9 protein-coding genes and 1 pseudogene (1 of these 10 cut by a window edge) are annotated in these 15548 nt (G+C 43.7%); 3 read left to right on the top strand and 7 right to left on the bottom strand.

Annotation, left to right across the window (positions count from 1 at the left end):
• Positions 1–80 precede the first annotated feature (80 nt).
• The 5 genes and pseudogenes from J5O05_RS09185 to J5O05_RS09165 all read right to left on the bottom strand — a co-directional run bounded on the left by J5O05_RS09185 (position 81) and on the right by J5O05_RS09165 (position 10619).
• Positions 81–3395, bottom strand: coding sequence for a methyl-accepting chemotaxis protein (locus J5O05_RS09185; RefSeq protein WP_244369526.1), 3315 nt, complete (start codon positions 3393–3395; stop codon positions 81–83).
• A 224-nt stretch (positions 3396–3619) separates the two neighbouring features.
• The gene (locus tag J5O05_RS09180) at positions 3620–6979 is read right to left on the bottom strand and encodes an amidohydrolase family protein (protein ID WP_208841813.1); all 3360 of its coding nucleotides are present in this window, start codon (positions 6977–6979) and stop codon (positions 3620–3622) included.
• Between the two features lie 97 nt (positions 6980–7076).
• Positions 7077–9237: pseudogene (locus J5O05_RS09175) on the bottom strand (ATP-binding protein).
• 125 nt (positions 9238–9362) lie between these two features.
• On the bottom strand, positions 9363–10019 hold the full coding sequence (locus tag J5O05_RS09170; protein WP_208841812.1) for a helix-turn-helix transcriptional regulator: 657 nt from the start codon (positions 10017–10019) through the stop codon (positions 9363–9365).
• A 228-nt stretch (positions 10020–10247) separates the two neighbouring features.
• On the bottom strand, positions 10248–10619 hold the full coding sequence (locus J5O05_RS09165) for a histidine triad nucleotide-binding protein (protein ID WP_208841811.1): 372 nt from the start codon (positions 10617–10619) through the stop codon (positions 10248–10250).
• Positions 10620–10720: 101 nt separating this feature from the next.
• Here J5O05_RS09165 and J5O05_RS09160 point away from each other — a divergent pair, with 101 nt between their 5' ends.
• Entirely contained in the window at positions 10721–11314 is a 594-nt protein-coding gene (locus J5O05_RS09160) for a DUF2057 domain-containing protein (RefSeq protein ID WP_208841810.1), read from the top strand.
• Positions 11315–11349: 35 nt separating this feature from the next.
• Here J5O05_RS09160 and rho read toward each other — a convergent pair whose 3' ends face one another.
• Together rho and trxA are read right to left on the bottom strand one after the other, a co-directional pair.
• Entirely contained in the window at positions 11350–12612 is a 1263-nt protein-coding gene (gene rho / locus J5O05_RS09155; protein WP_208841809.1) for a transcription termination factor Rho, read from the bottom strand.
• A 197-nt stretch (positions 12613–12809) separates the two neighbouring features.
• Positions 12810–13136, bottom strand: a complete 327-nt coding sequence (gene trxA / locus J5O05_RS09150) for a thioredoxin TrxA (RefSeq protein ID WP_208841808.1) — start codon at positions 13134–13136, stop codon at positions 12810–12812.
• A gap of 91 nt (positions 13137–13227) precedes the next feature.
• Here trxA and rhlB point away from each other — a divergent pair, with 91 nt between their 5' ends.
• Together rhlB and gppA are read left to right on the top strand one after the other, a co-directional pair.
• Positions 13228–14496: an ATP-dependent RNA helicase RhlB gene (gene rhlB / locus J5O05_RS09145; RefSeq protein WP_208841807.1), complete on the top strand. Its 1269-nt coding sequence runs from the start codon at positions 13228–13230 to the stop codon at positions 14494–14496.
• A gap of 39 nt (positions 14497–14535) precedes the next feature.
• Positions 14536–15548: the 5' portion of a guanosine-5'-triphosphate,3'-diphosphate diphosphatase gene (gene gppA / locus J5O05_RS09140; protein ID WP_208841806.1), read on the top strand. Its footprint extends 490 nt past the window's final position; 1013 of the gene's 1503 nt are visible here — the first part of the coding sequence; its start codon is at positions 14536–14538; the stop codon falls past the right edge of the window.

Genomic DNA, 15548 nt, shown 5'->3' with positions numbered 1-15548 from the left:
GCTGTGATCCAATTTACGTGCTTGGTTGAGCGTAGCCATCCAAACTGAATGGCTACGTACATGTTAATCAATGCCCGTTCTTAGGCATTGTAGTTGTGGAGTAGCAATTCAATATTCGCCGTAGGTTCATACATGTCCTCTGGAGTACCACCCAGTTTGAAATAAGCCACTTGTTTTTTCATTTCAGCGGCTTGCTCTGACATTTGTCTTGCCGCAGCCATTGTTTCTTCTGTTACAGCAGAGCTTTCTTGCACGATGGCGGACAGTCGTTGAACCACTAAATCCACTTCTTTGATGGACTGTTGCTGAGTTTGTGTGCTTTCACTTATTTTGAAAATACTTTGGTTGACCATGCTTACCGCGGAGACAATTTGGTTGAGCTTGTCACCCGACTGATTTGCTCTGTCAGTGCCTAAAGCCACTTTTTGGTTACTGTTCGCGATAATATTTTTGATTTGTTTCGCTGAGGCAGCTGACCGACTTGCCAGTTCTCGAACTTCATTTGCAACAACAGCAAATCCCCGACCATGTTCACCGGCACGCGCAGCTTCCACCGCTGCATTTAACGCAAGTAGGTTAGTTTGAAATGCCAGTGCATCAATGACGGATACGATTTCATTAATGTCTTTTGAGGCACTGTTGACTTCATTGATAGCGTTGACGGTTTCGCTGGATAAAAGCCCGCCTTCTTCTGCAATTTCTCTCGCATTTTCAGACAGTTTCACCGCGCCACTGGATTGGTTGGCCACTTCGGTTATTTCATCAAGCATGTTGCCTGTACTGGCACTGGCTTCTTCTAAATTGGCTGCTTGTTCTTCCGTTCGTTGGCTTATTTCTGTATTACTTTGCGCAATTTCTTCGGCACTTTGTGACACGATTTCTGACGCAGTTTGAATTTCACCAATAATTTCGGTTAACTTGGCTATCGTGCGGTTCATGTCATTCTGCAGTGTCGCAAACACACCAAGGTATTGTCCTTCAACATTAAGGGTCAAATCTCCAGCGGCAACAGCGGACAGCACATGTTGTACTTCGGAAATGGCAGAGGAAATGTCTTTGGTTGCGGCATTCACATCACTTTTCATCGTGGCAAGTTGACCCTGCAAATCCGTTTCAATTTGGACATTGAAATTGCCTTGACGCATGGCTGCCATGACGTTGGCCAGCTCAGCAATTACAGTATCTAATGAACCAACAGAGCGGTTAATGTCTTGCTTGAGTACATTTAGCTGACCTTTCATGGGGAGCTGAATATCCCGGTCGAAGCGCCCGTGACTGATTGCCATCATCACGTAAGAGACTTCACTCAATGCTTTATCTAGCTCTGAAATCGATGTATTGATGTCGGTTTTAAGAGTTGCAAGTTCACCTTTCGCATCGCAATTCACGCTATGTTTAAAGTCGCCGTTGCTCACGCAGGACATAACTTCACTGATGTTAGAAAGGATGTTAGCAAGGCCTGATACACTTTGATTGATGTCTTGTTTTAGTAATTCCAGCTGGCCATTTAACTCCAGTTCAACTTGTTCATTGAAGTTACCTTCTCTAATCGCACTCATGACGCGTGCTATTTCGCTGACCGCCATGCTTAAACTGGCGACCGAGTTATTAACAGACGATTTCAGTTGGGCAAATCGACCCGCCGCTTCAATATCAACACGTCTGTCGAATTGGCCATTTTCTATGTCTGCCATGACATCAACAATCGCCCCAATAGTCGAGTCTAACGTTGAGAGAGTGTGATTGATGTTCGCTTTCAATGTGGCCAAGTCACCCTCTAAAGCTAATGTGATCGGCTGATCAAACTCGCCTTTGGTCATGGATTGCATGACACCGTTAATTTCTTCCATGGCTTGCTCTAAAGATTGTGCGCAGTGGTTGGTGGCGTTTTTCAAGGTATCAAGTTCACCTTTACATGAGACATTTATTCGATGCGAAAACTCTCCTTTTGCCATGTAATTCATTACTCGGTTGGTTTCAGAGATAGAACTCTGTAGTGCATCAAGTAAGCCGTTAAAGGCAATCGCAGACGAACCAATCTCATCTTGAGAGAGGATTTTCGTTCTGATAGAAAAATCCCCCTGCGCTTCAACTTGTTTCATGGTGTTAACTAATTCATTGACTGGGGCAGCGAGTCGTTTCGCAAACCAATAGGCGATGAAGGTGATCAAACAAATGGATGCAACGAGGACACTCAGCAATTGATAAGTTAATTTGTCTACCGCTGCAAATGCTTCCGCTTCATCCATTTCAGCAATCAGTGACCATCGAACGCCCATTACATCGATCGGGCGAAATGCAGACAACACGGGGTTGCCGTTGTAATCAGCAATGATACGATTACCACTTTCTCCTTTTTGGCTTAATTGGAACGACGTGGTGCTGATGGTGCCCAACTCTGGGTGTTTAAATGAGTTTATGACGGAGTGATTAAGCGGGTCGAGGTAAGAGTCCGAGCGCATGAGTCCATCCGCACCGACTAAATATGTTTCACCCGTTTCGCCCAACCCTTCACGTTGTTTCATAATGGTATTCAACGCATCAATAGAGAGTTGTACGATAAGCGTTGCAGTTACCTGACCATTCACGATAATTGGCGCAGCTACAAAGCTTGCAGGGGTGTTATACGAGGCTTCATAGCGTTCGTAATCGACAAAATAGGCTTGATTGTAATTCGTTAACTTTTTGCCCTCTTCAAACGCTTTTGCAAGTGGGCTATTTGCGAAAGGACCTGTTGCTAATGAAGTGCCAAAGTCAACTTCTTTGTACACCGTGTAGATGACATTAGACGATGCATTATCAACAATAAAAATATCATAGAAATGATAGGTTTTAGCGATTTCTTTGAAATAGTCGTGATAGGCGAAATGCACAAAATCGTAACTGTCACCCAACGGGCTTTCTAGCAATTGATGTTTTTCGCCAATCGGATGTGGATTATCCACAATATAGCGAGTTTGCAATGCGATTGCTTTTGGAGACATGGTACCGATGTCGATATTCAACGGTTTGGCTTTGGGGTTTTCTTGGCGATATCGAGGGAGGAAACTGTCATGATAAAATCGTTCCAAATCGTCTTTAGACTGCACAGCTTCAATGTCTTTAAACGCAGATTCAAAGTCCTGTGCTGCTGAGGCTACGTAGGGGTTTGCGACCAGTGCATGCACTTTTTGTTTAATTGCGGTGAAATGTCTTTCAACGGCACTGCGCTTGATCTGTCCCACAGCGTCTAATTGGTCGTAGACCTGTTGCTTCATCGCATGCGATGAACCATAAAGCGCAATAGCGATCACGATTGCCATAGGAATAAGAGAAACGAGCAAAAAGGCGACGATTAATTTTTTAGCTAGGTTAGCTTGTCCGAATAACCCTGATTGGCGAGTAGAATCCATCATAACTTCCTTTTATATGTGATGAGTGACCCAAATGTTAGACAAACAGCCCTTTAACGATTCAATTTAAGGAGGATGTTTAGGCAAAATTCGGGTTAATGATCAGAAAAAGTGTAGTTTAGATTTTGGGAAAATCGAGGTCAAAAAATGTACAAAATTGTGATAAGGTAAAGGAAAAAGAGGTGATAGGGTTACAGAATATCTGTAACCCTAAGATTAGTCTGTGATTAATGTTTCCAGTGATACTTGTGTGCTTTTTCTTCCATGTAAGCAGCTGTTGCCGGATGCATTTGAGTTTGGTTCTTACCCTCGAAGAAGAAAGGTTGACGTTTTTTCGCATGACTACCGACTTCATTCATTGATGCGGCATCATAAATACGACCATTTATTACGGTATAAGCTACTTTTTCAGAGTCGCGAATATTGTTCAGCACATCCCCATCAATGATTGCAAGGTCTGCGAGTTTGCCCGTTTCGATAGTACCTAAATCTTTATCCATGCCTAAGTAACGTGCACCGTCAATAGTACCGTCGCGCAGTGCTTGCCAATTACTGAAGCCACCTTGCACCATAGACCACAGTTCCCAATGTGCAGCGAGACCTTCACGCTGACCATGCGCACCGATATGAACGGTTACGCCCTCGTCACGCAGTTGCTTGGCCGTTTGTGCTACATTGAAATGATTGTAGTGTCTTTCGGGTGCTTTTGTTGGACGAATAGACATTGGTTTTACAACGTACTCTGGTACAAAACTCATTAGCCGTTTATTTTCCCAGACATTCGTGTGCTCATACCAATAATCTTCGCCTTTAATACCGCCGTATGCGACAACAAACGTTGGTGTGAATCCAACGTCGGTTTGCCCCCACATTTGCTTCACGTCAGAATAAATGTGTGGAATAGGTAAAGCGTGCTCAACACCGGTATGGCCGTCGACGATCATGTTCATATTGTGCTGAAACTTTGCTCCCCCTTCTGGGACTACCATGATTTCCATATTTCGAGCCGCTTCAAGAACTTGTTGACGCGTTTCTCGGCGCGGATGGTTATAACTCTTCACTGAAATGGCACCAGCATCTTTAAGGCGTTTAACGTGGAATTCAGCGTCGGCTAAGTTGTCGATAGGGGTTTTATAACCAGGCGCTTCACCCGCATAAAGAATACGACCCACAGAGTAAATGCGAGGAGCTACGGTTAAACCGGCTCTTGCCAATTCCGACATCGAGAATACTTCATTTGAATCATTAGACGGATCGTGAATCGTTGTTACACCGAAACTTAGATTCGAAAATTGGTTCCAGTTTTGCTCTGGCTGTAATTGGTTGCTGCCATAGCTGCCATGAGCATGCACGTCAATTAATCCAGGGACAACCGTTTTACCTGTAATATCGATAGTTTCTGCGCCATTGGGGATGCTAACTTCGTCTTGTGTGCCGACAGCGGCAATGCGGTTATCTTTAATGAGTACAACACCGTTCTCAATAATTTCTTGCTGAGTTTCTGAATCTCGCATGGTGACGATTTTACCACCGACGAGCGCCAGCACACCGCTTGGTTTATCCGCTTTTTGCTCAAAACTCAGGTCGATTCCGTCAGCCGTGAGTTCTTTGTCCAATTCTTTATCACTTAAGAACTCGAATGTATCGGTTAATGCACGTTGGTAAAGTGTAGGACCAAATGCCCACGTTACGGCTTTGCTGTCCGCCGTCCAATTCAAGAAGTCACCTGAATATTTCGATACCTGCTGAACAGGGAAGTCTGTTGTGCCTTTATTAATCGAGAGTGTTTTGCCCGTGTGGGTAAACGGAGCGACGAACGTATTGAAGTTTTCAATAAACGCCACATAGTTTCCGTTAGGTGATACACGATAATCGAAAATATAATCGCCTTTGAAATGGCTACGTTCCTCAGCACCGGTCAGATTTACCGACTTAAGCTCTAGCCCTGTATCGCCATTTTGTACGGAGAAGAAAATGCGGTCACTGTCTTTGCCAAAATGCGGGTTGTCACCAGCTTTAATTATACGCTTGTTTTTCTTACCCTTTGAGTCGGCAACATAAATACCGGGTTCCATTGACCAGTCACCATTGAGTAAGAAGCCACCTGTCACCTTCTTATACACGACGTTTTTACCATCGGGTGAAAAACTCGGCGTAATGTAGTGTCCAGGGTCTTGCGTGATTACCTTGCCTTTTCCACCACGTGCTGACACGACTCTGACGCTGCCTAGTGCTTTGTCATCCCAAGTCGTGTAGACAATGTATTTCCCGTCTCTCGAGAAACTTGGGTAAAACTCAAAATGGTCGTTTTGGCTTGTCACACGTTGTACTTTGCCGGATTTCACATCTTTCGTGTAAAGGTAGCCCAACGCTTGAAACAGCGCGGTGTCGCCATCTGGAGACACCTGAGACCAGCGCGCGAGTTTTACCTTGAACGTATCAGGCGCGACATCAACTGCGAAACGAAGTGCTGGCGTAATTTGTTTTTCTGCCACGACATGCGCAGCAATTGAAGACACTTGCTTGGAGTCGATGTCCACTTTGTGGAAGTGACCTTTCGCCCAAAAAACGAGCGCTTTGCCGTCAGGTGTGTAGGCGAAGGCGGGAGCATTACCATGCGCGCCATTGGTTTCTTGTAAATCTCTATCAAGGCCTGAGTAAATGCGATGCTCAATACCCGATTTTAAGTTTTTAATGTACAGGGCACTGATGAACTCTTTGCCGTTGTCTTCGCGTTTCACAAAGGCAATCGATTTACCGTCTGGACTCGGAGTTGGGCGTACAGCACCGCCTGCGCCACTAATGACGGTTTCTTCTTCACCGGTGGTGAGATCCCAACTGCGAATTTCAAAAACAGGCGTCAGCGAGTTTTTATTGTACTCCCAACGTACGCCAGGTGTAGCGTCTACCGAATAGTAGATTTTGTTGCCATCTGTAGAAAATGCTGGTTCAGCAATGTTTTTCTGTGATTTTGCGCCATGCAGACGCTCTCGAACCACAACACCTTTACCGCCACTGATATGGTACATGCGAATCGAACCACCAGGGATTGTACGACCAGAGACTTGGCCTTGCTTAACCGCAAGATATTGACCATCTGGCGACCACGCAGGGTTATGAACGATGTTGTTCTTTTCCTTCGAAACCTGCTTTAAGTTACTACCGTCAACGTCCATGATCCATAAGTTGTCACCACCATCTCTATCCGAGATGAATGCGATTTTTTTCCCATCTGGTGAAAATTTTGGCTGGATGTTCCACGCCATGTCGCTTGTGAGCGCTTTGGCTTCGCCGCCACTGATTGGAATGATGTAAAGGTCACCGAGCATATCAAACACAACGTGCTTGCCATCTGGACTCACATCTAAATTACTCCAAGTGGTTTCGTTGGTGTCTAATTTTATTGTCTTACGTTCACCCGGAGGATTAAGTACATTCCAATGCTTTGTATCTTTTTCAACGGCTTGCGTATCTTTTTCAACGGCTTGCGTATCTGCCGCAGTCGATGTGTTGGCAAACGCGCCATGCGAGAGTCCAAAAATAGCGGCAACAATGGCGGCCGAAAGTGGGGATTTAAGCTGTTTCATCGCTGATATCCTAGATTTAATTATAATTTGCTCGGGGTGGACCGAGATGACAACCAGCATGAACAAAAACGTGCTGGTTGTCGACAGAACGCGATGATTAACCGAGCGTCTGTTTTCGTATATGTGTCAGGTACGCTTCTAAACTCTCTTGCCAAAGCGGTAGAGACTGAGCGAGTTCTTGTGAGCACTCTTTGCCATCCAGTAGGCGCCTTTCGATTTTTTTCAGCAGCGTGCCAAAACGATTAAACCCTAGTTGTAGCGCGGTACTCGCTTGGCGATGCAATAGCTTAATACACTGCTCGGGAGAGTCTTTGGCAAGCTGTTGAATTCTTATGATTTTATTTCTAGCAGAGAGTACAAACTCATTGTAGATAGAGGATACTTCGTCTTCATTAAAGCTACTGTTCAAACTTGCAACCGCGGTGTCATCGTACAGTACGTCTGGCAGCTCGGCAGATATACTGGGCTTCTGTGCGGTTTGAGAATCACTGAGAGCTTGGCGAAGTTTTTCTTGTTTAATCGGCTTTCCAACAATGTCCTTGATGCCCAGTGCGATGTACTCTTTGACCTCATCCGGACTTAGACTGGCAGTAAAGGCTAAAAATGGGGTGCGATTGTTTTTGTGTTCGAGTTGTTTAAGACGACGAAGCACATCCTGTCCAGTTAAATCAGGTAAGTTCATATCAAGCAAGACGACGTCAAATTGGTGCTGTTGCAATAATTCCAACGCATGTCCGCCGGTTGTTGCGAGTTTCACTTTGTGTTCATCCGCGGCCATAAACTCAATGGCGATTTTTTGATTTAATTCTAAGTCCTCAACCAGCAAGACATTTAACCCCGTGAGATATTGAGCACTCTGATGGCGTTGTTCCACGAGGCTGAGTTCGCCTAAGGTAAGGCGAATATCGAAGCTAAACTCACTGCCCGTGTTCACTTCGCTGGCAATGTTGAGTTTGCTGCCTAATTTTTCTAAAAGACGAGCGGTGATCGCAAGACCAAGCCCAGTGCCACCTTTAATCTTACCGGCATTGCTTTGCACATAGGAACTCAGTGAGGTATTCAATTTCGTCCTGCTCAATCCCCGGTCCCGTATCAATCACACTAAATCGAACAAGATGGGTCATGTCGTGTTCGCTCACGAGTTCGACGCGCAGTTTTACATAGCCCTTATCAGTAAATTTAATCGCATTGCCGACAAGATTGATGATGATTTGTCTCAGCTTCTGCTGGTCGCAGTAATAACAGGCTTGATCTGGGAGTTCATAAAGTAACTCAAAGGCGACTTTCTTTTGCTCGGCCAGAGGACTTAAAAGCAAACATAAGTTATTGAGCCAGCTTTTTATTTCTACATCTTCTTCATACAGCGCTTCATCACGTTGTTCGAGACTGGCGTAATCTAATACTTTATCGATGAGTAAATTGAGTGATTCAGCAGAATTAATTATGGCTTCACAGTAGGCTTTGTTGGTTGCATCTTTCGAGCGATTTAACACTAACTGTGCGCTGCCTAGAATGCCATTAAGTGGTGTACGAATTTCATGGCTGACGGTTGAAAGAAAGAGTCCACGGATCTCTAAATCTTTTTGTGCTTTTGCGGCCAAATTATTGAGGTGTGTTTCTCTTCGTTCATTGCACAGAAGTGCCATACCCGTGGTGTAGAAAATGGGGGAGATCACGCCATTGAAAAACACGGTAATCGCAAACCAATTTTCTTTAAAAAGAGTTGTGGATGTAACGTCACCCATAAACAGCATTCGGCCAATAAACACACAGAGTAACGTCAGTAGAATGAGGATATAGACCATGCTGCCATTGGGGTAAAGTGGCCGTGCGAAGCGAATAAAGACGTACAGCAAAAACGCCGATTCAAATACGTGCTGGAGATCGGATACAAAGATCCGTTCTCTCAAACTCGGTGCTACCCAAGCGAAATATAGCAAGAGAAGGCCCAGAACCAAGGTGGTGAGAAAAAAGGCTTTAAGTTCGAAGCGTTTGAAATCCAGAAACTGACTTATGGCGGTGACATGAACAACGGACGCAAAGAAGAGCAATACATTTGCCACGCTGATGGTTGTCCAGTTGTCAAAATAGCTATGGGTCGAGAAGCTGATAATGGCAGTAAAGGAAACAAGTGGGTAAAAAATATAAAGCAAGGTACCTGGAATGGATTTATTCGCACGCCATGTCATGGTCGACAAGAGCGTCATTATGGCCATCATGACCGCGGAGGTAAGGTAAAGTGTTTTGGTATCAAACATAGTAGACAGTTATTCTTATCGTTCGTCTACAGAATAGAGGGTTGTTTGAAGTGAGTAAAGCGGAGTATAACGTCAGTTACTTTACCGAGAAAACGATAAAGTAACTGCGCACTCTCCAATCGAAATTAACGGATCTCGTCGGGAATATTTTGTTGTGCCCAAGAAAGCAGCTCAATACGGTTGCGGCATTTTGTTTTTCTAAACGCACTGTAAAGATGTGTTTTAACGGTATGAGGACTGATATTAAGCGATTCGGCGATTTCTTTGTTCTTTGCGCCTTTACTCATTAATGAAATAATAGCTTTCTCACGCTTGGTTAGCTTAATTGGTTCAATATCACCTTCCGTTAACTTATGCAGTGCATCTTTATTGAATTGCAGCATACGGTTTAGTACGTTGCACATGATTTCACGGCGGTACCACAATTGATTTTCCATCAATAAGCGGATCCCTTTCATTAATACATCTGCGTTGTCGGTTGTGTAGAACACACCACGAATACCACTGAGCAGGGCGCGATTTGCGAGTTCTGGATTCTCATCTAGGTTAAACAACACGATGTCACACTTTACTTTCAAGCTTACAAGGTGCTCCTTCAATTTCCCCCAAGCGTCGTCAGTTGCTGTTTCAATAAACAACAAACGGGTTCCTTCTGGAACTTGGGAAATGTCGGTACCGGCGGTGACATCAATTCCTTGCGTTTTCAACAAAGGTTGTAAAACGTTGACACCTATTGTGTTGATCGGGTTTTTTTCTAGTAACAAAAAGGCAGAACTGCTCATTGCTGTTGATACTCGTGTTTAGAATTACCCTAATCCTAACATGTGATTCACGCCTTTTGTATTAGAATTTTCACAATGATTTATAGTTTTTCGCGATAGGATGTAGCAAAAACGTTTTATTCCATATGAGAATAAAACGCATTGTTATAGTAAGTTTTTGAAAATTAATAAAAATGCATGAAAATCTAGGAATGCATTAATTATTTACATTCCTTAACATCGAATAGTTTATTGTAATACTTTTTTATTATTTTGATAGGGTGGCCAACCCATTTCTTTGCCCGCAAGGACATGGAGATGAATATGATAAACCGTTTGCCCGCCGTGTTCATTGCAATTCATTACAACGCGATAACCGTCTTCAGCAAACCCGTATTCTTTAGCAAGTTTTGCTGCAACGACATACAAATGACCGACAAGAGAAGCGTGCTCTGGTGTAATGTCATTGATGGTTGCAATCGGGGTTTTTGGAATAATCAATACGTGAAAAGGTGCTTGTGGGTTAATGTCGCGAAATGCCAAACTTTGATCATCTTCATAAACAATGTCAGCCGGAATTTCACGGGCAATGATTTTACTAAAGATCGTTTCGGTACTCATAAGTAGTCCTTGAGGAGTAAACAGTAAAGTCATTATATTAGAGCACAGAGTAATGACAAATAATCTTAGAGCTGCCACACTCATCCAAAATGGAGGGAACAATGAGAAGAATAATATTCGTTACAGGGTTGTTGTTTTGCGCAGTTTCTCACGCGGCAACCATTAACTTTCCGGAAGAGTTTTATCCTCTACAGGTAGATGAAAAGACAATTGAGCATTCGTGGTTCAGTAAAATCCGCACGTTGTCGCTTACGCCTGGACACTACAAACTGAAACTTAAGTATTCAGATTTGTACGAGTTGGGCTACGATGAGCATGAAGTGGTTGAGTCTGCGCCATTTTGGGTAGATTTAGAAATTCCTAAAGAAGGAACCTATCGTATTCGCTTTAGTCGAGCCGAATCTATTGAGAAGGCTAGACGTTTTGCAAAGCAGCCGCTCATAACGCTAAGAGCGGAGAATAATGGAGAGGATACACAAGTTAACGCGGTTGCGGAGCCTGTGATGGAGCAAGTGGAAGCGCCGATAGCACCTATTGCTACACTTCGTCCAGAGTCATCGACAAAACCTGCCAACGTCCGAGCACCAAATGCACCCATTGCAGCACCACCAACACCAGCGGTGATGTTGGAGTTTTGGTGGCAGCAAGCCTCTCAAGCCGAAAGAGCGGAGTTTTTAAAGCGAATTGGGCAATAATAAAAAAAGCCTGCAACTTGCAGGCTTTTTTAACATTATTTGCTTCGACGCATTAATTCAAAGAATTCGTCGTTTGTTTTGCTCATTGCTAGTTTATCAATGAGGAATTCCATCGCATCGATTTCCGTCATTTCATGAACAATCTTACGTAGAATCCACATCTTTTGTAACTCGTCCGCTTTGGTGAGAAGTTCTTCACGACGCGTACCTGAACGGTTAAAGTCAATTGCAGGGAATACACGTTTTTCCGCGATCTTGCGGTTTAGATGTAATTCCATGTTACCTGTACCTTTAAACTCTTCGTAGATAACTTCATCCATCTTAGAGCCAGTATCGATAAGAGCCGTTGCGATGATAGTAAGGCTACCACCTTCTTCTACGTTGCGCGCAGCACCAAAGAAACGTTTTGGCTTGTGCAGTGCGTTTGCATCAACACCACCCGTAAGGACTTTACCTGATGAAGGAATAACGGTGTTGTATGCACGCGCTAAACGTGTAATTGAGTCAAGTAAGATAACAACATCTTTCTTATGTTCAACAAGACGTTTCGCTTTCTCGATAACCATTTCGGCAACTTGTACGTGACGACTAGCTGGCTCATCGAACGTTGAAGCGATGACTTCGCCTTTTACAAGACGTTGCATCTCAGTTACTTCTTCCGGACGCTCGTCGATTAGCAATACGATAAGCTGAGCATCAGGGTTGTTGTAGCTGATTGATTGCGCGATGTTCTGAAGTAACATCGTTTTACCCGCTTTCGGTGGAGCAACGATAAGACCACGCTGACCTTTACCGATTGGTGACGCTAAATCCAATACTCGAGCAGTGATATCTTCTGTACTACCGTTACCACGTTCCATCGTCAAACGTTCGTTGGCGTGGATTGGTGTTAAGTTTTCAAACAGGATTTTCGTGCGTGAGTTTTCAGGCTTGTCATAGTTTACTTCGTTTACTTTCAATAATGCGAAGTAACGCTCACCTTCTTTTGGTGGGCGAATAAGACCAGAAATGGTGTCACCAGTGCGTAAGTTAAAACGACGAATTTGGCTTGGTGAAACGTAGATGTCGTCTGGACCGGCTAAGTAAGAGGCTTCAGAAGAGCGTAAGAAGCCAAAGCCATCTTGCAAAATTTCTAGAACGCCGTTGCCGTAGATATTCTCGCCACTTTTTGAGTGTGCTTTTAAAATAGAGAAAATAATATCTTGCTTGCGTAGACGTGCAACGTTTTCGAGTCCCATAGACTCAGCCAACTGAACAAGTTCGTTAATTGACTTGTGTTTTAATTCGCTTAAATGCATATCGGTGGGTTCTTTATTTCAGTCATTAATCTCGAATGAACCGAGAGGGGTTGAAATTTGATTAGTTTGAAAAAGACTAGTGGGCTAATAAGTTAGCAGGTCGATTTAATATCGTCCAGTGTTTAATCAAGTTAATTCACATAAAAAGAGTGGGTGGATTAAAAAGGCCAAGTAAAGATACTTGGCCTTTCAGAGGCTTAGATGTTGTTTTCTAAGAATTCAACTAACTGAGTTTTTGAAAGTGCGCCAACCTTAGTTGCGGCAACTGCACCGTCTTTAAACAGTAATAATGTAGGGATACCGCGAATACCAAACTTAGGTGGAGTGCCCGCGTTTTGGTCAATGTTTAGCTTAGCGATAGTAACGCGGCCTTCAAATTCAGCAGCGACTTCGTCTAAAATTGGGGCGATCATCTTACAAGGACCACACCATTCTGCCCAAAAATCAACAAGTACTGGTTTGTCAGCTTTTAATACATCAGCCTCAAAGCCGTCATCAGTAAGTTGAATAATTTTGTCGCTCATCACGCTCTCCGTTAAATTTTAGCGAATTATTTAATGCGTATTTAAACACTCTTATTTCTTATTGCAAGTTTAAACGTTATGCTTAATTGCTATGACTAAGACACATTTGACCAATAAAAAATTTTCTGACTTTGCTTTAGCACCGGAAGTGGTCGCCGGATTAACTGAGAATGGCTTCGAATATTGTACGCCAATCCAAGCAAAGTGTTTACCTTTTGTCTGTGAAGGGCGTGACATCGCAGGTCAAGCTCAAACTGGGACGGGCAAGACTTTGGCTTTTTTAACAGCCACTTGTCATCGTCTTATGCAAACAGAAGGCAAGTCCAGAAAGCACCCAAGAGCCCTGATCATGGCCCCCACTCGGGAGTTAGCGATTCAGATCCATAAAGATGCAAAAATCATTGCGCCGCAATGCAACCTTAAACTTGGTTTAGTATATGGTGGCGAAGATTACGAAAAACAACGTGCTCAATTTGAAAATGGTGTAGATATTTTAATTGGCACAACAGGGCGACTCATCGATTTCTACAAACAAGGCGCGTTTAGCTTAAATGAAATCGAGGTAGTCGTACTAGATGAAGCTGACCGCATGTTTGATTTAGGGTTCATCAAGGATATTCGTTATTTGTTTAACCGCATGCCTGAGCGCAGTGAGCGAATGAATCTGTTGTTTTCTGCAACACTTTCTTACCGTGTGCAGGAACTTGCCTTTGAACACATGCATAACCCAATTCACGTTCAAGTCGAGCCAGAAGTAAAAACAGCAAAGCGCATAAAAGAAGAACTTTTCCATCCTTCTCAAGAAGATAAAACCAAACTATTGTTAACGCTAATTGAAGAAGAGTGGCCTGAAAAAGCGATTGTTTTTGCTAATACAAAACAGGTTTGTGAAGACGTTTATGCTTGGCTTAAGGCGGATGGACATCGAGTTGGTTTGTTAACTGGTGATGTGAATCAAAAGAAGCGAATTTCAATTCTGGCACAATTTGCTAAAGGTGATTTAGACCTTTTAGTTGCAACAGACGTTGCGGCACGTGGTTTACATATTCCTGAAGTGAGTCATGTATTCAATTTTGACTTACCTGACGATTGTGAAGATTACGTTCATCGTATCGGTCGTACAGGTCGCGCTGGTGCGTCTGGGCATGCAATTAGTTTTGCGTGTGAGCAATACGCTTACAATCTGCATGACATTGAAACATACATCGATCACGCCATCCCGTTGTCGCACTACGACAAAGAAGCGTTGCTCGATGATATTAAAACACCTGATTTACAGAGAAAACGGAACTATTCACAAGGACCACGTCAGCGTACTGGACGTCGCCAAAATAGTTACCAAAAACCGCGCTCATCGTGATGACCGCAACTGAAGTATGGAACTAGAGGTTTTGAATAAGTGGCGCAAGCGACTCCCCAAAACAATATATTTGCTGTAATCGACTTAGGTTCAAATAGCTTTCACATGATGATTGCCAAATACATGGCAGGTGGTGTGCATACTATTGGTCGCGTGAAACGCAAAGTGAGATTGGCCGCTGGCCTCGATGAAAACAATGTCTTGTCATTAGAAGCGATGGAGCGAGGTTGGGAATGCCTAGCTCTGTTTGCCGAACGTTTGCAGGATATTCCGAAAGAAAACATTCGAATTGTCGCAACAGCAACAATGCGGCTCGCAATCAATGCGGATGTTTTCATTAAAAAAGCGGAATTGATTCTAGACCATCAAGTCAATGTGATCAGTGGTGAAGAAGAAGCTTGCACAATTTATAAAGGTGTCGCGCATACCTCGGCATGTCAAGGTCGTCAACTTGTTATCGATATTGGTGGTGCGAGTACAGAAGTCGTTATTGGTAAAGGCTTTGATGCACTTCTATATAAAAGTCTGAATATGGGCTGTGTGACGTTTTTAGAGCGTTACTTTCAAAATGGCGAGTTAAGCGAGTCCAATTTTAACAATGCGACAAACGCAGCTAAGGCAATTATTGCCCCAATCCAGTCAGATTTTAAGAAGCTGGGCTGGGAACTTGCTATTGGTGCATCGGGCACTGTTCAGGCAATACAAGAAATTCAAGCTGCACAGGGGCAGACCGAAGTACTGACACTCGAAAACTTAAAGGCCATTCAATCAGCCGCGGTGCAGTTTGATAGTATCGGCGCGCTTGATTTACCTGGATTGAGTGAAGAACGTCGATTGGTGTTTGTTTCAGGTCTTGCGATTCTTATAGCGCTGTTCGAGTCATTAGAAATCCAAACGATGGGTTTGGCTGGTGGTGCACTAAGAGAAGGTGTGTTGTACAGCATGATCCCTGACTTTCAAGACAACGACATTCGTAAAAGGACGTTAGACGGCTTGATGCAACGTTACCATGTTGATAAGCAACAAGCGGAACGTGTAGCTGAGCTGGCAAA

It is taken from the genome of Pseudoalteromonas xiamenensis, from assembly GCF_017638925.1.
Classification (GTDB): Bacteria; Pseudomonadota; Gammaproteobacteria; order Enterobacterales; family Alteromonadaceae; genus Pseudoalteromonas; species Pseudoalteromonas xiamenensis.
The sequence above is the reverse complement of the archived record's forward strand: the minus strand, read 5'-3'. Positions and strand labels throughout refer to the sequence as shown.

Coding starts and splice junctions, on each gene's coding strand:
- J5O05_RS09185 (WP_244369526.1), bottom strand. CDS start 3,395: ATGATGGATTCTACTCGCCAATCAGGGTTATTCGGACAAGCTAACCTA.
- J5O05_RS09180 (WP_208841813.1), bottom strand. CDS start 6,979: ATGAAACAGCTTAAATCCCCACTTTCGGCCGCCATTGTTGCCGCTATT.
- J5O05_RS09170 (WP_208841812.1), bottom strand. CDS start 10,019: ATGAGCAGTTCTGCCTTTTTGTTACTAGAAAAAAACCCGATCAACACA.
- J5O05_RS09165 (WP_208841811.1), bottom strand. CDS start 10,619: ATGAGTACCGAAACGATCTTTAGTAAAATCATTGCCCGTGAAATTCCG.
- J5O05_RS09160 (WP_208841810.1), top strand. CDS start 10,721: ATGAGAAGAATAATATTCGTTACAGGGTTGTTGTTTTGCGCAGTTTCT.
- rho (WP_208841809.1), bottom strand. CDS start 12,612: ATGCATTTAAGCGAATTAAAACACAAGTCAATTAACGAACTTGTTCAG.
- trxA (WP_208841808.1), bottom strand. CDS start 13,136: ATGAGCGACAAAATTATTCAACTTACTGATGACGGCTTTGAGGCTGAT.
- rhlB (WP_208841807.1), top strand. CDS start 13,228: ATGACTAAGACACATTTGACCAATAAAAAATTTTCTGACTTTGCTTTA.